The 20279-nt window shown below is 35.6% G+C and carries 12 protein-coding genes; 7 read left to right on the plus strand and 5 right to left on the minus strand.

Features of this window, described 5'->3' with window-relative positions; genetic code table 11:
* Positions 1-78 precede the first annotated feature (78 nt).
* Complete coding sequence (locus NSQ69_RS04595; protein WP_016093234.1) at positions 79-1635, plus strand: fatty acid--CoA ligase; 1557 nt, start codon at positions 79-81, stop codon at positions 1633-1635.
* 38 nt (positions 1636-1673) lie between these two features.
* Here the strand turns inward: NSQ69_RS04595 and NSQ69_RS04600 are convergent, their stop codons facing one another.
* Positions 1674-2144 carry a hypothetical protein gene (locus NSQ69_RS04600; RefSeq protein WP_002010927.1) on the minus strand — a complete coding sequence of 157 codons (471 nt, stop codon included), beginning with the start codon at positions 2142-2144 and terminating at the stop codon, positions 1674-1676.
* 233 nt (positions 2145-2377) lie between these two features.
* On the opposite strand from NSQ69_RS04600, the gene NSQ69_RS04605 reads away from it, so the two are divergent.
* A complete protein-coding gene (locus tag NSQ69_RS04605) occupies positions 2378-3856 on the plus strand; it encodes a SulP family inorganic anion transporter (RefSeq protein WP_341098961.1) in 1479 nt (492 codons plus the stop codon).
* Between the two features lie 234 nt (positions 3857-4090).
* Positions 4091-4462, plus strand: coding sequence for a hypothetical protein (locus tag NSQ69_RS04610; protein ID WP_002125538.1), 372 nt, complete (start codon positions 4091-4093; stop codon positions 4460-4462).
* Between the two features lie 70 nt (positions 4463-4532).
* On the opposite strand, the gene NSQ69_RS04615 is transcribed toward NSQ69_RS04610, so the two are convergent.
* Positions 4533-5414: an accessory Sec system S-layer assembly protein gene (locus NSQ69_RS04615; RefSeq protein ID WP_002030040.1), complete on the minus strand. Its 882-nt coding sequence runs from the start codon at positions 5412-5414 to the stop codon at positions 4533-4535.
* 11 nt (positions 5415-5425) lie between these two features.
* The gene (gene secA2 / locus NSQ69_RS04620; RefSeq protein WP_002125541.1) at positions 5426-7795 is read right to left on the minus strand and encodes an accessory Sec system translocase SecA2; all 2370 of its coding nucleotides are present in this window, start codon (positions 7793-7795) and stop codon (positions 5426-5428) included.
* A gap of 269 nt (positions 7796-8064) precedes the next feature.
* On the opposite strand from secA2, the gene NSQ69_RS04625 reads away from it, so the two are divergent.
* From NSQ69_RS04625 to NSQ69_RS04640, 4 genes are all read left to right on the plus strand, one after another.
* The gene (locus tag NSQ69_RS04625; RefSeq protein ID WP_078203454.1) at positions 8065-9585 is read left to right on the plus strand and encodes a putative polysaccharide biosynthesis protein; all 1521 of its coding nucleotides are present in this window, start codon (positions 8065-8067) and stop codon (positions 9583-9585) included.
* 165 nt (positions 9586-9750) lie between these two features.
* A complete protein-coding gene (gene csaB / locus NSQ69_RS04630; RefSeq protein ID WP_002125544.1) occupies positions 9751-10851 on the plus strand; it encodes a polysaccharide pyruvyl transferase CsaB in 1101 nt (366 codons plus the stop codon).
* A gap of 727 nt (positions 10852-11578) precedes the next feature.
* Positions 11579-14026 carry an S-layer homology domain-containing protein gene (locus tag NSQ69_RS04635; protein WP_341098963.1) on the plus strand — a complete coding sequence of 816 codons (2448 nt, stop codon included), beginning with the start codon at positions 11579-11581 and terminating at the stop codon, positions 14024-14026.
* Positions 14027-14737: 711 nt separating this feature from the next.
* Positions 14738-17362, plus strand: a complete 2625-nt coding sequence (locus NSQ69_RS04640; protein WP_050000867.1) for an S-layer homology domain-containing protein — start codon at positions 14738-14740, stop codon at positions 17360-17362.
* A gap of 104 nt (positions 17363-17466) precedes the next feature.
* On the opposite strand, the gene patB1 is transcribed toward NSQ69_RS04640, so the two are convergent.
* Positions 17467-18657: a secondary cell wall polysaccharide O-acetyltransferase PatB1 gene (gene patB1, locus NSQ69_RS04645; RefSeq protein ID WP_341098964.1), complete on the minus strand. Its 1191-nt coding sequence runs from the start codon at positions 18655-18657 to the stop codon at positions 17467-17469.
* A 179-nt stretch (positions 18658-18836) separates the two neighbouring features.
* Complete coding sequence (locus NSQ69_RS04650) at positions 18837-20252, minus strand: MBOAT family O-acyltransferase (RefSeq protein ID WP_078206458.1); 1416 nt, start codon at positions 20250-20252, stop codon at positions 18837-18839.
* Positions 20253-20279 lie beyond the last annotated feature (27 nt).

Genomic DNA, 20279 nt, shown 5'->3' on the forward strand with positions numbered 1-20279 from the left:
GTCAGATTATTAGAGGACAATGTCTACTTATAGACGAAATGATAGATTTATGAAAGAGAAAAGGGGGAAATTGTTGGCATGTACATGACGATAGGGAGAATTTTTGATTTGACAGTTGGCAAGTATCCGAATAAAGAGGCGTTAGTAGAACCAGAAAAAAATATTCGTTGGACATATAAACAGTGGGATGAGCAAATAAATAAAACGGCGCAAGCTCTATTGAAAGAAGGAGTAAGAAAGGGAGATTGTGTATCTGTTTACCTATATAACTGTCGTGAATTTGTAAACGTTTACTTAGCCTGTGCGAAAATTGGCGCGATCTTCAATCCAATTAATTTCCGCTTAAAAGCAAAAGAATTATCGTATATCCTCCAAGATGCAGCCTCGAAAGTAGTTGTCTTTGAAAAAGCAGTCGAATCAACAGTTGCTATGATTGAACGAGATTTTCCAAATTCGTCTTTTTGGTACGTGGAAGACGATGCACCTTCCTATGCTAGTTCTTACCATGAAAAAGTAAATGAAGCATCAGCTGAGAAAGTAGATATTGTAGTCGATGAAATGGATTTTTGTTCTATGCTTTATACGAGCGGAACGACTGGTCATCCGAAAGGCGTACTACATCGCCATCGTGATATGGCTGAGCATAGTATGATTTGTACGTATTTCATAAAATATAACAGGGATAGCGCCGGGCTTGTGGTAGCACCTTTATATCATTGCGGCGAGTTAAATGCTGGAATCATACCGCGCATTCAAGTTGGCGGAAAGAATGTTATTTTACATCATTTTGATACGGATAGAGTATTACATACAATTCAAGAAGAGAAGATTACGACGTTTTTTGCAGCACCAACGATGTGGAATATGTTACTGCAAAAAGATCTAACTAAGTATGATTTAACTTCGATGAAAATCGGTGTATATGGCGGGGCTGCGATGGCTCCGGCGTTAGTGAAGGAATGTAAAGAGCGTCTTTATATTGATCTTGTCCAAATTTACGGAATGACAGAAATGGGACCAGTTGTTGCGTTTCTCGTAGAAGAGGATCAAATTACGAAAGCTGGTTCAGCAGGAACACCGTGCTTTAGCCATGAAATTCGAATTGTGAAACCGAACGAAGATGGACCAGCAGAGCCAGATGATACGTTGCCTCCTTATGAAGTAGGGGAAATTATTTTGCGCGGTCCAACTATGATGGCTGGTTATCATAATCGAGAAGAAGCAAATGCAAAATCGATGTATAAAGGCTGGTATCATTCTGGTGATTTAGGATACTTCGATAAAGACGGCTATTTATTCGTTGCAGACCGCGTTGATGATATGGTAATTAGCGGTGGCGTAAATATTTATCCTCGCGAAATTGAAGATTTTCTTCATAGTCACCCTGGTGTATTAGATGTTGCAGTACTTGGTGAGCCAGATGAACTATGGGGAGAGCGTGTTGTTGCGGTCGTTGTAAAGAAAGATAAAAATATTTCAGAAGCTGATTTAGAAATGTATTGCAAAGAAAGTGATGAATTAGCAGACTATAAACGTCCGCGTCATTACTTATTTGCAGATGAACTTCCTCGTAATGCGAGTGGGAAGTTGCAAAAATTTGTGCTGAGAGAGTCGTTAAAAGGTATGAAAAAATAATGAAAAAATGCCTTTCCAAATTCGGAAAGGCATTTTTATTACTTGCGTGAGAAACCTTCTTCATCAAGGTATTCCGCAGCTTCTGGATAAGAGTTGAATGTACCGTCTAAGTTTACGCCAGCGTAAACGTTCCACATGTCATCCTCTTGAATAAGAGTTAGGATATGTCCGTCTTCGTTACGCCATTCTTCTTCCGCAGCAGGTTCCATTGGTGCTACAATTTCCTCTTGCTCCTGTGATAGACGTTCAATTACTTTTTCAATTAATGAACGCAGTTCTTCTTCTGAAAACTCACGGATGTTAATCATACCTTTATCATCTGTTCTATAACCTTTAATGAAGTTTGCATATACAAATCCGTTTCCATTTGGGTGTAAATGATATACAACGTTCTTTTTATCTAAACGACTTTCTTCAAAGTGAAAGTTTACGCGTTTTAATGATACGTTCTTTCTTTCTAATTCCGGGAAAGATTCAATAATTGATAATTTTTCTTCAAAAGTTAGCATAGTGCCTCCAAGTATATAGTAAAAGATTTAATTTGTTCATTATAGCATAGTCAAGTTTGTTTCCAAAGGTAGATTCGTCATATTGCTGTTTTTTAGTTTGACTTGGGAAGGCTATTTGTAAATGTAGACGTTTACTTCACGAGACTGTAAAGAGTTTTTTATAAATACGTTAACGAATGATTTGTTTTAGATGTACAATGGAACATGGACTTTATAAGAAGGTGGTTATTTATATGTTTCAAAAAATAGCAAAGGAATGTTTAGCAGGGTTTACTGTTGCGATTGTTGCCTTGCCGCTAGCGATTGCATTTGGTATTGCTGCAACGGGAACGTCTGAGGGAGCACTGGTCGGATTGTATGGTGCAATTTTTGCAGGTTTGTTTGCGGCGTTATTTGGCGGTACACCGGGGCAAGTAACGGGTCCTACTGGGCCGATTACAGTAATTGCAACGGGCGTTATTGCAACTCACGGATTAGAAGCAAGTTTTATTGCATTTATGATGGCGGGGTTATTTCAAATTTTATTTGGTGTATGTAAGCTCGGCTCTTACGTTCGTTACATTCCGTATCCTGTTGTTTCAGGGTTTATGAATGGGATTGCACTGATTATTATTTTAGGTGAAATGAAGCACGTACAAAATAGCTTTCTGCTTGTGTTATTAACGATCATTGTAATGATTGTTTCTGGAAAATGGATTAAGGCCATTCCATCAAGTTTAGTAGCATTAGTAGGTGTTACAGTAACGTTGCCGTTATTTTCTTCTATGCTACAAGGAATTACGGTCAACTTACCAGTTGTAGGAACTCTTTCTTTAAATAAGATGATTGAAAAAATAGGTGCAATTCCAGAGGCGATGCCATCTCTTCACGTACCGAATTTAGACGCAAATGGCATGTTAGCACTTGTATTACCAGCACTTAGTATTGCTTTACTAGGATCAATTGACTCGTTATTAACGTCTGTCGTAATGGATAATGTGACGGGGACACGTCATAAAAGTAATAAAGAGTTAATCGGACAAGGTATTGGCAATATTGCGAGTGGTTTGTTCGGTGGATTAGCAGGAGCAGGTGCAACTGTTAGATCTATCGTCAATATAAGAAGCGGGGGGAAGACGGCACTGTCGGCTTGTATGCATAGTGTCATATTATTTATTTTCATTATGGGACTCGGTTCAGTGGTACAATATATTCCGCTTGCTGTATTATCAGGTATTTTAATTTTAACTGGCATAGGGATGTTTGATTGGGAAAGCATGAAGAAAGCACATGTAGCACCAAGAGGTGATGTGATTGTTATGTTCGTGACGATGGTTGTGACAGTGAAATTCGATTTAATGGTTGCTGTTGCGTTTGGCATTATTCTTTCCTTCATTATATACATGGTGAAGTGTAAAGAACGTAAAGCTTCTATTATAAAAGAAAAAGAAGCGACGTATACGATTCAGGGACCACTTTCATTTCTATCAGTAGATCGTATTTTTGCTTCTTTACAAGATGTGAAGTCACCAGTTAGTTTGCGTATGAAAGATGTACGTTATATGGATGTATCAGGAGCTATGGCGTTATTAAACTTTGTTGAGCAATCGGATAAAGCAGGAGCGAGTGTGACACTTGAACATGTACATCCGCATGTTGAAAAGACGATAGTAATGATGGCGAATGATGAGCAAAAAGAGAAACTGCAGTTTTTAAAAGTTAAGGCAATATAACAATAAGAACCTTCACATGAATTGCGTTATAGAGTGTGAAGGTTCTTATTATTTGTATATGTGCTTACTATGTATAAAATCATTATATCTAAATGTTATACGTCTGTTGACAATTGATTTTCTACACAGTATAGTAACATCTTAGATTAGCAATGTGCTATTATAAGAAGGTATATGAATTTTGAGATTCCTTTATATTCAGAAGGAAGAGCTTTAAGCTGGAGGGAATATTTGATGTACAAACAGTTACCACATGGAGTGAAGATCGGGATTACACGATCAATTGTTGTTTCTTTTGAGAGATATATGAAAGAAATTGAATGGAATGAAGAAAAATTTGATATGCAGCAATTTGTTGAACAGTGGAAACAATATTTATACACAAAATCAACTTGGATTAATAAAGTAGATGACGAGTTGAAAGGACATCCAGATTTCCATCAAGCATTAGCGATGAAAGTAAATGAAAAAATTAATGAGCTTATTAGTGAGCAGCCGAGCGAAGAACAATTAGAGCTGTTAAACAAGAGCGAAGTAAAGCATGTAGATGAAATGTGTAAACTAGAAGCTGAGTATCATATTGAACGTTTATTAGTAACGAAGTAGATTTTACATAAAAAATAGAGCCTATCCTAAAGGTGTGATGACCATCTTTTAGGATAGGCTTTTTTGTATATTAGTCTTGTGGTACAAATGCTTTCCAGCTAGATAAATCCATATTTTGTTTCAAGATGGATGAAGCAGGGAAAACAAATGACCACGGTTTTGTAGTATTCGCTTTAATTTCAAGATTTGGTAACGTGAAAGCACCTTTAACAACGACTTCTCCAGAAGCATCTTCAATATGAAGAGGAAGTTGCTCTAGTTGAATGTTATCTTTACAGCCGTTACGAATTAGAAGTGTTGTATGTAAATCGCCGTTCTCTTTCAGTGCGGCTTGTAAACCTAGGAAGTTAATTTCACCTTCATTTGGAGGTGTTAAATTGTCTACAAAATTACGTAAAGCATCTTTGCTTGCTTCAGGTAACTGAGATTCCCAAGATGGATCTAAATCTAGTTGATGCTTACTTTCAAGTTCGAAAGCTAATTCCCAATCTGATTGAGATAGTTCAGCTTCCGTTATTGTTTCTTGCTCAAATGTAAATACGAAAGGCATATTCACGTTTTCAGGAATATCGCCAAGTGCAGATAGGTTAAATGTTTTACGTGCGCACAGCTTTTTATCTTTGTTTAATAGAAGTAATGTAACTTCTTCGAAAGAAATTGGTTTTGGGACACTGCTGCGAATGAAAGCAGCTACATCGTATGCGCCATCACGTTTTTCAATTTCAATTCCTGATAAGGAAATTTGATATTCTTGTAAACGTGGTAATTCTTTATGTAAAAATTGATAAATGTATTTTTGTTCTTGTGCTACGTCACCCCAGCTAGGATGGAAGTAAAGAACTGGCTTTACCGTTTTGTTTTGAGAAGTAGTTTCTTCTTGTCCAAATAATTGATTACTAGAAACAGTAGTATCTTTTCCTTTTTTCTTTGCCTTTTTCAGGAATGATAACATAAATTTTCACCTCATGATTGTACGTTTTCTGGAACTGCTAAATGTCTCGCGATATATCGGCACATTTCTTTTTCAAAATTACCGTAAGTGTATAAGAAAATATCCAAACCTTCTTTTTGGTAAAGGCGAGTTGGATCTTCTTGTTGATATTGTCTTAAGCCAATACCTTCTTTCAAGTGAGTCATTGCATCTAAGTGATTTACCCAGTTTTGATCTAGGAAGTGTAAACCAACGTAGCGCAGTGATTGTTGTAAATCCGCATGGTCATTTAATTCTTGTACACGTTCGATATAGCTAGAAATTGTATCTTTTAAAACGATTTGTAAATCCTCAGGCGAATGTACGTCGTTCGCAGATAATGGCGGCAAAGTTTCAACCGCTAAAACTTCTTTAATAGATGCTGTTAAACTAGTGAAATCCCATTCTTCAGGAAGCATTCCTTCGAAAAGGTGCTGCTTAGCAATTGCATCCACAGAGTGTTCAATCATTGGAATAACAAGTTCTATCATATTTGTTTCTTCTTTTAGAAGGTTGTTACGTAGTGTGTATATAACATTACGTTGATCATTAATTACGTCATCTAATTTTAAATTATATTCACGCATTGAGAAATGACCACCTTCACAAATTAATTGTGTACGGTTAATGAAATCATGAACTTTAGATGTATTAATAAGCCCCGTTTTGTCAGGTTTCAGTGATTTCTCCAGCTTTTCTACTTCTTCATGAGCAAAGCGCTTTAGCATCTCATCTTCTAAAGATAGGAAAAATTGAGAGCTTCCCGGATCACCTTGGCGACCAGCTCGTCCTTTAAGCTGGTTATCAACGCGGCGAGATTCATGACGTTCTGTTCCAATTACATGTAATCCACCAAGGGTGTGGACACCTTCACCTAGTAAAATATCAGTACCTCGGCCTGCCATATTTGTAGCGATTGTAATTTGACCTTTTTGCCCAGCAGTTGCAATTAAGTCTGCTTCTTGCTCTGCACTTTTAGCGTTTAATAATTGATACTTTATGTTTGCTTCATCTAAATAACGAGCAACAGTTTCAGATTGCAAGATAGACATCGTCCCAATTAAAATAGGGCGTCCTTGCTTATGCTGTTTTAGAACTTCTTCACGCACAGCTTTATATTTATCATCAGCTGTTACATATACTACGTCATTTTTATCTTCACGAAGAATAGGACGGTTCGTTGGAATTGGAATAACTTCCATATTATATACACGGTTGAATTCTTTTTCTTCCGTTTTTGCGGTACCTGTCATACCTGATAATGCCGGATACATACGGAAGAAGTTTTGAATTGTAATAGAAGCTTGTGTTTGGTTTTCTTCTGTAATTTCTAAACCTTCTTTTGCTTCTAGTGCTTGATGTAAGCCGTCACTTAAAGAGCGACCATCCATAACACGTCCTGTGAAAATATCTACAAGTAGTATTTTTTCATCATGCACAATATAGTCAACGTCAAGCTGGAAAGCGACATTGGCACGTAATGATTGAATCATATAATGGTATAGAGTTTGATGCTCTAAATCATATAAGTTATCGATGTCAAATAAATCTTCTATTTTTGTAATACCGTCTTCTGTAAAACTAGCTGATTTCGATTCTGCATCGTATGTATAGTGAAGGGTATCTTGGAATGATTTGATAACTTTTGCACATAAATAATGCAAATCAGAGCTACCTGATTTCTTCCCAGCAATGATAAGTGGCGTTTTCGCCTCATCAATTAAAACGCTATCAATCTCATCGATAATAGCAAAGTGATAGGGGCGCTGAACTTGATCATTTTGTGAAGCAGCCATATTATCGCGAAGATAGTCAAAGCCAAACTCTGTTCCAATACCGTATGTAATATCAGCTTTGTACGCAAGTTTCTTTTCAGAAGGATCGATTTGAGGAATATTTAATCCAACTTGTAAGCCTAGAAATTCATGGACTTGGCCAATTAACTCTTTATCACGCTTCGCTAAGTAATCGTTTACAGTAATAACATGAACGCCTTTTCCTTCAAGGGCACGTACATATGTTGGGAGAGAGGAAACTAATGTTTTCCCTTCACCAGTTGGCATCTCCGCAATATTACCTTCTAGTAATACAAGTCCTCCGATTAACTGCACATCGTAATGGCGTAATCCAAGCACACGTTTTGCGGCTTCGCGTACAACAGCGAATGCTTCTACTTTTATGTCATCAACTGTTTTACCATCCTTAAGCATACTTTTGAATGTGACAGTTTTGTGACGTAATTCTTCGTCAGGTAAATCAGCCATTTGTTTTTCCAAATCATTAATATCTTGAACGAGTTGTTCATATTTTTTTAGCTTTCTTTTTTGAGAATCTCCTAACAATTTCTTTACCGAATTCAGCATGTTGTAAACACTCCTCTTACTGACAATAGCTACATTATAGCACATGTTTATCCTGAACAAGTAGAAGTAGTAAATTGAAGAAAATACTGGATAAAAAAACATATATATGGCACATATTATATTTAAAACATAAAAAGAAAGAGAGTATTCAATATATAAGAAATTTGGTATGATAACTAAATGAGATAAAGTGATGATTCTCAAGTTGAATGAATAATATGGATTTAATATTTTATGTAGATTATATATTGAAAGAAAAGAGATAGAAGATGAATAAAAAGTTTGTAAAAGGCGCTGCGATTTTAACCGTTACAACGTTTATATCGAAAGTAGTGGGGAGTTTTTTTCAAATTCCATTGCAAAATATAGCAGGGGATGAAGTACTTGGAATTTTTCGCCTTGTTTTTCCTGTATATATGATAGCCTTAACTTTATCAGTAGCGGGAGTCCCGCTAGCAATATCCCAGTTAATAGCTGATCTTCATGAAAAGAATGATCGTGACGGAATAGCTAAATTGTTTACGTCCGCATCTATTATCGGTGTTATATTTGGGGTGCTCGGATTTTTAATTATTATCATTGGATCGAGTGGCATTGCAAATATGCTTGGTGGGCAAGAGACGAGGCTAGCATTAATTGTTACTTCGTTTGCTTTATTAATCGCACCGTATATGGCAGTGTACCGTGGATATTTCCAAGGGTTCGGAGATATGATACCTACTGGTGTATCACAAGTAATTGAACAGTTGATACGCGTATTCTTTATGCTAACAATAGCCTATATATTTGTATATTGGAATAAAGGTAGTGATATCATAACAGGCGGAGCAATGATTGGTTCTTGTTTTGGTGTTATTACGTCACTCATATATTTGCGAATGAAATATGTGAAAAGCACGTATCGCTATAAGAGCGAAACATATTCATTACAAGATTTTAAGACAAACGCGAAAAACATACTTCGTGTTTCAATTCCAATTGCAATCGGAGCGTTATCGATGCCTGTTTTAAATTTAGTTGATTCTGTAACAATTCCACATGTGCTACATGAATCTTCTACAACTATTCAGGAACAATTTGGTATATATAGCCGTGGTTTTGCATTTACGCAATTAATTGTTGTATTTGCAAGTGCGATAGTATTTCCGTTAATTCCATTATTAACAGCTGCTTTAACAAAAAAAGATATAGCTTTAGCTAAACTGACAGTAAAACGTACAAATGAATTTGCGCACGTTTTAACAATGCCGATAACGATATGGCTTATGGCGCTTGCAGTACCGCTTAATGTTGCATTATTTACAGATACAAAAGGAAGTGGCATGTTAGCTATTTTAATTGGTAGCTCGTATTTCACATCACTTATGGTATTATCAATAGGAATCTTGCAAGGGATTAATCGTTCGATGCAAGCAGCATGGATTGTCATCGGTGTAAGTTTTGTAAAAATTGTATTAAATATAGCGCTAGTAAACCAATTCGGTATAAATGGAGCAGCGTATAGTACTCTAATTATTTATATAATGATTTGTATCGCAAATCATATTTATATTAGAAAAGATCTTTCCTATCCAATAGCTATAGGGAAATTTTTGGCTGTGATTGGAGTATCTAGTATTTTAGGTATAGCATTATACTTTGGGTCTACATTAATCAATGTGACAGATTCCAGGATTTTAGCAATGATATATAGTGCTGTAGCGCTAAGTATAGCTTCAGTGTTATATGGCATATGTGCATTGAAACTAAACTGGATATCGAAAGAACAAATTCCATTTTTACGTAAATAAAATCGTTGATTATAGAAAATGAACAATATTATACATGGGTATGACTTGTTAGATGTTTGTGAAAGAAATCAATTTGAAGTTATCAAACCTTTCTCGGCAAGGAATGGATAACAATTTGTTTAATTACAAAAAGAGTTGATTGCGAAATGTTGGAGGAGATTAAGAGTGCGGTTAGTTTTATCAGGATATTATGGTTTTTATAATGTTGGGGACGAAGCAATTTTGCAATCAATTATTAAAGCGCTACATGAAGAGGATCCTACTCTTGAGCTTGTTGTACTTTCAAATGACCCCGACTATACAAGAAAAATGTACGGTGTAGAAGCAGTAAACCGATGGGATATAAGAGCGATTTACCGAGAAATAAAGAGAAGTAATGGTTTAATTAGCGGAGGCGGAAGTCTCTTACAAGATAAGACGAGTATTAAGAGTATTTTATACTATACGGGTATTATGCGGCTTGCCCGTTTTTTGAAAAAGCCGTATTATATTTACGCCCAAGGAATCGGGCCTATCACGAAGAAGCAAAATCGTTTATTAGTGAAATGGCATGTATCAAAGGCTGAATATATATCAGTACGTGATGAAGACTCTTTTTTGTACTTAAAAGAAATTGGTATTAAGAAAGACATCGAACTTGTTCCAGATCCAGTATTAGCTTGTCAGCCAGAAGAAAAGAAATCCGATTGGCTTCAAAAACATGCGCTGCAAGGAAAGGTCGTTGCGGTTAGTGTAAGGTACTGGGATGCAAAAGAAGATTATATGAAGAAGTTAGCAGATACGCTGAAAAAGCTTAAGCAAGAGGGATACCATATTTTATTTGTACCGATGCATGGACCATTTGATCAAAATGCATCAAGGGATATCATTAATTTGATGGGAGAAGAAGCACACATGCTCCCTTATAAAATGGATATTCATGAGAAAATCTCTATTTTATCAGAATGCTCTCTTTTAATAGGAATGAGACTGCATGCTCTTATATTATCGGCAGTTGCAAACACGCCTATGATTGGAATTTCATATGATCCAAAGATCGATTCGTTTTTACAACAAGTAAATCAGCCGATTATTGGGAATGTGGATGGAGACTGGACGACAGAAACATTACATAGTATGGCGATTAAGCAATTAGAGCAGACAGAATATGTACAGGAAACGTTAGGACAAAGGGTAGAGGAATTGCGAGAGCAAATTTCCATAGCGTCCAAATATATTATTAATGACTTACATGCAAAAGAGTCTATAAAAAGAGGAATGGAATAGAGGCCATTCCTCTTTTTATTCAATAATTGAGTAGAAAAAAGAACAGGGATCACCTGTTCTTTTTTGCTATGTAAGTAAAAGTTTGAAAGAGAAGCGTATTGAAGAAAAAATAAAATGTCGACAAAAAATATAAAAAATGTAGAATGATGTCGAAAAAAATAACAGATTAAAGGTTTGGTTGTTCCGGAGTAGGTATGTTTTTATCTTAAAATCTTAACATTAGCATATAAAGAATATTGATATAATACGTTTTACATGAAAATAATTGGATAATGATGTCGGTTTTGTTCAAAAAATGAATTTAAGAATAATGTCGAAAGTTATAAAAACGTCTTGTCGATTAATGTCGTAATATCTTCATAGTTAGATATTGAAATTGCAAGCGTTTTTCTGCTATAGTTGTAAATGGTTATATAAATATTGTACAAACGTAGTTCTGACGCAATGTTTCGTCCATTTTAAATATTCTGATTTTATAATCTGATTATTTAAAATAAAAGTCGAAAAAAATGAACATTAGAATTACGAAAATTCACTTTTTTGTCGAATTTAAGGATTTAAATTCAGATAAATATGGTGTAATATGTTTATTATTCTGTATTATGGAATCATTTCTATATATAGGATCTTAACTACATTTATATTTACTAGTTTCAACATTAAATAGAATATCTATTTAAAACATTATGGAACTAGTATTACATTCCTGAAGGAGGAAATATATAAAATGGCAAAGACTAACTCTTACAAAAAATTAATCGCTGGTACAATGACAGCAGCAATGGTAGCAGGTGTTGTATCTCCAGTAGCAGCAGCAGGAAAATCATTCCCAGACGTTCCAGCTGATCACTGGGGAATTGATTCTATTAACTACTTAACAGAAAAAGGCGCAATTGCAGGTAATGGCACAGGAATGTTCGAGCCTGAAAAAGAAATCACTCGTGCAGAAGCAGCTACAATGATGGCTAAAATCTTAAACTTACCAATCGAGAAAGATGCTAAACCATCTTACACTGATTCTCAAGACCACTGGGCTACTTCAATCATCGCAGCAGTTGAAAAAGCTGGCGTAGTTAAAGGTAAAGGTGAAGGTAAATTCGATCCAGACGGAAAAATCGACCGCGTTTCTATGGCAGCAATGCTTGTACCAGCTTTCAAATTAGACACTAAAGTAACTGGTACTCCAGAAACTAAATTCGACGACTTACAAGATAGCTGGGGTAAAGACAAAGCTAACATCCTAGTTGAATTAGGAATCTCTGTAGGTACTGGCGGCAAATGGGAGCCAAATAAATCTGTAACTAAAGCAGAAGCAGCTCAATTTATTGCTAAGACTGACAAGCAGTTCGGACAAAAAGAAGAAGCTAAAGTTGAGTCTATTAAAGCAATCAATGCTAAAGAGATCGAAGTTAAACTTGGCGCTACAGTGAAAGAAGAAGATGTGAAGAACGCGAAATTCACTCTTTCTCAAGGAACTAACGCAACAGCAGTTACTACAAAAATCGGTGAAGATAAAAAATCTGTAATCGTAACTTTAGATGGAGATGCAAAACTTAAAAATAAAGAAGCTTACGTTCTAACTGTTGAAGGCTTAAAAGCTGCTGATGGTAAAGAAATTCCAAAAGCATTAGAAGTTATCTTCTTTAATGACGAAGTAGCTCCAACTGTATCTACAGTATCTACTCCAGACGGAAAAGTTAAAGTAGTATTTAGTGAAAAATTAGATACAGCAAAAGCTGTAACTGTAATCGTTAATGGTCAAAAAGTAGACGGAAAAGTTGAAAATAATACTTTCACTTCTACTAACACTTTAAACCTTGAGAACGGTAAAGAATTCTCAGTTATCGTAACGGGTGCTCAAGATTTATCAGGTAACGCAATGGAAATGTACGAAGGAAAAGCTACTTACAAAGTAGAAAAAGACGTTACAGCTCCAGAAGTAAAAGAAATTAAAGTAAAAGACCTTGCTAATGGTACAGCTACATTAGAAGCTACATTTACAGAAGAACTTTCTGCACAAGGTACAGTAGTTGTGAAAAAAGGTAATACAGTAGTAAAAGAGGCTACAATTGCTCTTGATCAAGATAAAACAAAAGCGCTTGTTACAGTACCGGGTGCTCTTACAGATAAAGAAACTGCTGCAGATCTTACAGTTGAATTTGTTGGCTACAAAGATTTAGCAAACAATGTAGGTACTAAAGTATCTAAAGCAGTAAAAGTTACAAAAGATGTTGTAGCTCCTAACCTAGTTAAAGTTGTGGCAGATCAAAATAAAGAAGCTACATTTACTTTTGATAAAGATGTAACTAAACAAGACGGAAAAATTCGTGTAATCAATTTAGATACAAGCAGAGATGTAACTGGTGAAGTGACAATCGAAGCAGCAAAAGACAACAGCAAAGGTATTACATTAACATTCCCAGCAAAAGGTAACTACAAAGTAGCTGCTACAAAAGGTCTTGTAAAAGATGCAGCTGGTAATGAGTCTGCAGCATTTACTAAAGAAGTGAAAGTTGTAGAAAAAGAATCTGAAAAAGAAACAGATAAAGTAGCTCCAGCAGTAACAGGCGTGGCTTTTGATAAAGCTACAAATAAAATTACAGTAAACTTTGATAAAGAAGTAAAAGGTGGCCAAGTAGCTGAATCAGCTTCTAATGTAAACAATTACACATTAGCTGGTGCTAAATTACCAGAAGGTGCTCTAATCGTATTAGACGGTACAAATGCAGTTATTGAGTTACCATCTACATTTACTTTCGAAAAATCAGAAACAGTTAAATTTACAGTAGCTAATGTTGCAAACAAAGACGGAGTGAAAATGGGTACGAAAAACCTATTATTAAACGTTGTAGATACAAAAGCTCCTGAATTCCAGTCAGCTAAAATTACAAAAGTTGACGCTAAAGAAATTACTTTAACATTCTCTGAAGCTGTGAACGTTGATGCAACTGACTTTGTTATTGACCTAAATGGTGTAGCGTTAACAGTAGCAAAAGCTGATGACAAAGCAGCTAAAGAAGTAGTACTTAAAGTAACAGCTCCAACAGATGTTAACTTAGCAACTGGTACATTAACACTTAAAGCTAAAGAACTTAAAAATAACGATACTTTAAATACAGTTGATACAGCAGCTAACAAACTTGTTGCTTTCAAACCAGTAACAGTAGCTCGCTAATTGAAATTCATTTCAATAGAAAGAGTCCACATTATGTGGGCTCTTTTTTTATGGTCTAATTTTCATATAAAACGATCTTTGAAAAATAGATCATATTTTGAAGATTAATAGTAGGTTTTATTGAGAAATAAAATGACAGCGTTTTCAAAAATAGAAAAATACCCCATTAATATGTAAATTTTTTGTAAATTAACACCTTTTTTCGTTAAAAAAACATTCGAAAAGAAGTGGAAAATGTCGAATTACGATAATTTAAGTCGAATGTAGTCTGAAAATTGTATTTATTGTAAAAAACATTTAGGTGATGAAGTGGAAATATGTGCTATAATTCCAATTGTGTATTTGATATGAAAAATATACGAAGCGCGGTGATAGTAGTTTTTAGGAAAAAAGTTTGTTCATTTCTATATTTTAGTATTATTAATATCTTAATAATACAATAAAAAGACTGAATTATCAGAATGTGTCGAATCTTCTTTTGATAAAGTTCTTGATAACGAATAGTTTTGTATAGTATGATGAACTTGTTTCAAAAAATGGTATTTAAACCTTATATTTACATTTAACGGTTTGTATCATTTTATTATGTGAACTACTTTTCGCATGATATTTTGTATTTTTATTGTTTTATGGCTTTTTAAGTAACTAGTTTTCAAATTACATATGATATGAAACTAGTAGCACATAGTCCTAAAGGAGGAAAATAATAAAATGGCAAAGACTAACTCTTACAAAAAAGTAATCGCAGGTACAATGACAGCAGCAATGGTAGCAGGAGTTGTATCTCCAGTAGCAGCAGCAGGTAAATCATTCCCGGATGTTCCAGCTGATCATTGGGCATTAGATTCTATCAACTACTTAGTAGATAAAGGTGCAATCAAAGGTAAGCCAGACGGTACATATGGCCCAGCTGAAGCAATTGATCGCGCTTCTGCAGCTGTAATTTTCACTCAAATTTTAGGATTACCAGTTGATGAAAATGCTCAGCCATCTTTCAAAGATGCTAAAAATACATGGGCTGCTAAATATATCGCAGCAGTTGAAAAAGCAGGTATCGTTAAAGGTGACGGTAAAGATAACTTCTATCCAGAAGGAAAAATCGACCGTGCTTCTTTCGCATCTATGCTAGTAGGTGCTTATAACTTAAAAGAAAAAGTAGATGGCACATTAGTTACAACATTTGATGATTTAAGAGGACATTGGGGTGAAGAAAAAGCAAACATCCTAATTAATCTTGGAATCTCTGTAGGTACTGGTGGCAAATGGGAGCCAAATAAAACTGTATCTCGTGCAGAAGCAGCTCAATTTATCGCAGTAACAGATAAAAAATATGCAAAATCAGATAACAGTGTTGCGAAAGTAACAAACGTTACTGCTACTGAGCCAACACAATTAACGTTAACTGGTACAGGGTTAAACAATCTTACTGCTGAAGATGTTACGCTTGAAGGAAATAAAGCGATCGCACTTGAAGCGAGTAAAGATGGAAAATCTGCAGTTGTAACGTTAAGCGGAAAAATCGCTCCAAATAAAGAGCTTCCTGTTAAAGTAAAAGGCGATTCATTTAATGTGAAGTATGTATACGAAGTGAAAAAATTACGCGTAGAACAACTTACATTCGATGACGATCGTGCAGACCAAGCAGTTGTCTTCAAATTAAATGAAGAAAAAGGCAATGCTGATATCGAGTATTTAGATATCGCTGGTCATGATGTGAAATTTGTTGCGAATAAATTAGATGGTACTCCAGCAAATATCTTTGAAGGTGGTACTGCAGAGTCAACAACTGGTAAACTAGCAGTTGGTATCGACGAAGGTAAATACAAAGTTGAAGTACAAGTGACAAAACGTGGCGGCATCACAGTTTCTAACACTGGTATCATCGAAGTGAAAAATCTTGATGCAGAAGCAACAGCAATTAAAGATGTTGTGTTTGCGGTAGATACAGATAAAGCTGGTGTAAATTATGCTAAAGCTTTAAGTGGAACAGACTTCACATTAAACAGCAAAACATTAGTTGCTGGTGAAAAAGCAGGTATCCATAAAGTTGTTGCTCAAATTAACAAAGAGAACAAAGTTGTTGATCCTAGCGCGATTATCTTAAAATCATCTAACCCAGGTGTTATCTCTGTTAAAAACGGTGAAATTAAAGCAGAAGCAGCTGGTTCTGCAACAATTACTGTTAAAGTGGGCGATGTAACAAAATCATTTGATTTCGTTGTAAAAACGGATACTCGTAAACTTACAACTGTAAAAGCTAACCCAGATCAATTAAAAGTTGTAGATGGTAAAGAATTACCAGTGACATTCGTAACAACTGACCAATACGGCGATCCATTTGGTGCGAATGAAGGTGCTATTAAAGAAGTATTCCCACAAACAGGCGCTGTAACTGCATTAGAGGTTATTACGACAAATGAAGGTTCTATCGGTACATCTTCTATTAAAGTTAAAGGTGCGAAAGTTGGAGCTGGTACAATCCACTTCCAAAATCCAAATGCAAGTGGTGAAGGTTACGGATCACTTCATGTTGAAGTTACGAAGAGCAACATCGGTCATGAAGCTCCACGCTTAGAGCTTGTTTCTAAAGCTGGTCAAAAAGGTGAAGCTGCTGACACTACACTTGGTGCTGGAAATACAGTAAACTATCAATTATCTAATTACACTACAGAAGGCGTATATGCTGATGCAGCTGATTTAGCAGGATATGAATTAAGAGTAGGTAATGAAGGTATCGCTTCAGCGAAAATCGAAGGAAAAACATTAAAAGTAACAGGTAAAAAAGCAGGTGTTACAGATGTTATCTTAACTAAAGATGGCGCTACAGCTGGACACGCAACAATTACTGTTACACAAGAAAACATCCAAATTACATCTGTTAAATTTAAAGATGTAGAAGTTGAGCAATTCGAAAACCGCAAAGTTAATATCGACAGAGTACTAGACGTTGTGAAGAGTGATAAAGATGATGTTCTAAATGGCATCAAATTAAACATCTCAACAGAACATAAAGTACGTATCGTTGATGAAGGTACAGAGCAAGGTAAAGTTTACCTAGATCGTAACGACAATGCTACATTTGACGGTAACGATGTTGCGCTTGGTTATGTAACAGCTGTTAAATCAAATGATACAGTATCTAAAGAAGGAAACGAACTATTTAGCTTCTTAACTGACGAAACTGTTACTGAGAAAAATGATGTCTTCAAAGGTGTAACAACTGCGTTTGGAGATAAAGGTACAGTAATCTTTAAAGTTGTGAAAGACAGACTTGCACCAACTACCGAGTATGGTACAAAAGCTGTAACAATCAACGTTATTAAAGAAAAAATCTAATAATTAGATTTGCAATCCCCATGTCATTATGACATGGGGATTGTTTTTGGTTTCGAAAAAAATAGGTCTCTTTAGAGGATTCTAAAGAGACCTATTTTTAATAATTATTTCTTAAACTTAAACATCTCACCGCTCAAATTCGAATCACTATACACGAACAATACCATGTTAATGTTGTTGTCTTTAATGTATTGATATACATCCTTTTCGTGATAGTGACGAAGGTCGAGGATGGATGTGTGTTTGAAGCTTTGTGCTAAGTGAGGCACGATTGCGTTTGCGAATGAGTCTTTTAGGACTAAAGCTCGTACATCATTTGGTGCATTGTTATTTTCGATGACGATTTCTGGATAGTCATTTGCATAATAGCCTGCGTACGATGTTGTATCATTTTGTTTTTCTACGCCGTATAGTTCATCTAGTGTGCGATATACTGTGCCATTTACATCTTTTGCGGCTACGCTCGTAAAGTTGAAACCGTCTTTCGGTGTGTAGTAGCATAGTTTTTCTCCAGTCGCATCGATCAGTTGGTAAAGCTGGTTGTTAAAGCTTCCGACTAGATGTGTATTTGGAGCACACGTACGAGTGTAATCTTCTGTTTTTATTTCTTTTCCTTTATATATAGAAGATTGTTGCGCGATTGTGTTCATTATATATTGATAGCCTAAGAAGGCACCATCCATATTCCAGTGATGGTCTGTTTTAAAGTACATACTTTGTATTTCTTCATTTGTATAGTTTTTCTTAAAATGTTCCATGAGTTTAATTGGCTTTACGTCCGCTGGAAGTTTATTTAGAAAATAATTTAAATTTTCCTGCGCATATGTGTGAATATGAGAAGGTAATTTAAATGATAATGCATTCGTTTTGGACGGTGGTAAGGCAAAGTAAAACTCAATGTTTTGTTCTTTTAAAAACTGAGATAAGTCGTTTACAGCTGGCATAGCTTGGTCAATCTCATTATATTTTGTAGTCCAAGCAGGGTTTTTCAGAAGCCATTTATCATCAGTTAGAATAATATCGTTAATGAGAGACTTGCCCATTTTAATTTGGGTAAGTGTATAGTTTTTTATGAGATCATCTCTTCCGATTAATTGATCGTTTGTATATGTCTCAAAGTCTTTAAAGAAACTACCATTTAAGGAAACTTCTTTTGTAAGAGCTGGTTTTTGAGCGAGCGGACGATTTTCAACGGGCGAAACTGCTCGGTCAGTTTTGAGAAGCGATAATATGCCAAATGAAAAGATAATGGTGAGAAAACCGATAAATAGGACGATGTTCCCCAATTTTTTCATAATAACTTTTCCTTCCTACATAAAGTGAAACTTTAATCAGTGGGGGTTTTGTTCATCCCCCACTGATTATCAGCCTTAACCAATCGGGCTTTTCCGGGCAGCCCGACCCCAACCTAACTTCTTTGCTTTCGCTGAATTTTGAGGTGGGGGTCTTACTGCCCGGAAAATAGCGGGATAAGTTAAAACCTGAAGTAAATAAATGGATTATACGTCGAATTAATTAAATACATAATCGAAATCATAAATAATGTTAGTAATAATATAGGACGTACAACTTGCATCGTGAATGTATACGTTTTTGGTGCAAGTTCTAATATGTTTTTAACACGTTTCAAAATTGGTGTCGCTGCGATAAAGGCGATGATAAATATGACAATGTATTCATGTATATATAGCATTGTGTTGTCATCGATGAAAGATTGCCTCCCTATGCCAAACATCGCTTTTAAATATTGGAACGAGTATGCGAAGTTATCAGCTCGGAAGAAGACCCAACCAATCATAACGATGATTAGTACATATGCATGTTGCAGCGGCTTCCATAGCTTATTTAATATTTTCTCGAATCCAGCTTTTTCAATCGAGATAATAAAGCCGTAATATAATCCCCAGGCGATAAAGGTCCAGCTTGCCCCGTGCCATAAACCGGTTAATCCCCATACGATGAAGAGGTTACGGTAATTTGCTAGTTTGGATACACGGTTTCCGCCGAGCGGAATGTATATATAGTCGCGGAACCAAGAGCCTAGTGTAATATGCCATCTTCTCCAAAATTCTGAAATGGATTTCGAGATGTACGGATAATTGAAGTTTTTCGGGAAATCAAATCCGAACATTTTTCCAAGTCCAATTGCCATATCAGAGTATCCTGAGAAATCGAAATAGATTTGAAGTGTATAGGCGATAATACCAATCCAAGCCGTTCCAGCGCTCATTTCAGATGGTGGTAAGGCAAAGATTTTATCTGCGACAAATCCAACTTGATTGGCGATTAACATTTTTTTCGCTAATCCTAAAACGAAAATTTGGATACCTTCTGTAAATCGTTCAAAAGAATGGATGCGCGTTTTAATTTGATCAGCAACGATATTGTAACGAACGATTGGTCCGGCAATAAGCTGCGGGAAAATTGATATATATAGTGCTAAGTTAAGTGGATTCTTTTGAACATCCCCGTCTTTACGATATATGTCGATGACATAGGACATCGCTTGGAATGTATAAAATGAAATCCCAATTGGTAGTGGAATAGGTTCCACCTGGATAGATAAATGTAAAGTGTTGTTTAAAATGTCTGTGAAAAATGAAATATATTTAAAATAAGAAAGTAATAAAATATTTCCGACCACAGCCATAATTAAAAATGTGACTTTCATATTTTTTCGTTTATCATAATGATGCACGAGTAGGCCGAAGCAGTAGTTTAATATAATAGAAAAGAGCATTAAGAGGACGAATCGAGGTTCTCCCCATGCATAGAAAATTAAACTAAATGCAAGTAATACGAAATTACGTAGCTCGGCACGCACTATAAAATAGAAAAATAATACGAGAGGTAAAAAGATAAATAAGAAAACAGAACTACTAAATACCAAAGGACTCTCCTCACTTTTTTCAAAAAT

The organism is Bacillus sp. FSL R10-2201 (assembly GCF_038008665.1).
Lineage (GTDB): Bacteria > Bacillota > Bacilli > Bacillales > Bacillaceae_G > Bacillus_A > Bacillus_A mycoides.

Excerpts from the sequence above, each read along its gene's own strand:
- NSQ69_RS04610 (WP_002125538.1), top strand. The coding sequence starts at position 4,091 with ATGTACAAACAGTTACCACATGGAGTGAAGATCGGGATTACACGATCA.
- NSQ69_RS04625 (WP_078203454.1), top strand. The coding sequence starts at position 8,065 with ATGAATAAAAAGTTTGTAAAAGGCGCTGCGATTTTAACCGTTACAACG.
- NSQ69_RS04605 (WP_341098961.1), top strand. The coding sequence starts at position 2,378 with ATGTTTCAAAAAATAGCAAAGGAATGTTTAGCAGGGTTTACTGTTGCG.
- NSQ69_RS04615 (WP_002030040.1), bottom strand. The coding sequence starts at position 5,414 with ATGTTATCATTCCTGAAAAAGGCAAAGAAAAAAGGAAAAGATACTACT.
- patB1 (WP_341098964.1), bottom strand. The coding sequence starts at position 18,657 with ATGAAAAAATTGGGGAACATCGTCCTATTTATCGGTTTTCTCACCATT.
- NSQ69_RS04635 (WP_341098963.1), top strand. The coding sequence starts at position 11,579 with ATGGCAAAGACTAACTCTTACAAAAAATTAATCGCTGGTACAATGACA.
- NSQ69_RS04600 (WP_002010927.1), bottom strand. The coding sequence starts at position 2,144 with ATGCTAACTTTTGAAGAAAAATTATCAATTATTGAATCTTTCCCGGAA.
- NSQ69_RS04640 (WP_050000867.1), top strand. The coding sequence starts at position 14,738 with ATGGCAAAGACTAACTCTTACAAAAAAGTAATCGCAGGTACAATGACA.
- NSQ69_RS04595 (WP_016093234.1), top strand. The coding sequence starts at position 79 with ATGTACATGACGATAGGGAGAATTTTTGATTTGACAGTTGGCAAGTAT.
- secA2 (WP_002125541.1), bottom strand. The coding sequence starts at position 7,795 with ATGCTGAATTCGGTAAAGAAATTGTTAGGAGATTCTCAAAAAAGAAAG.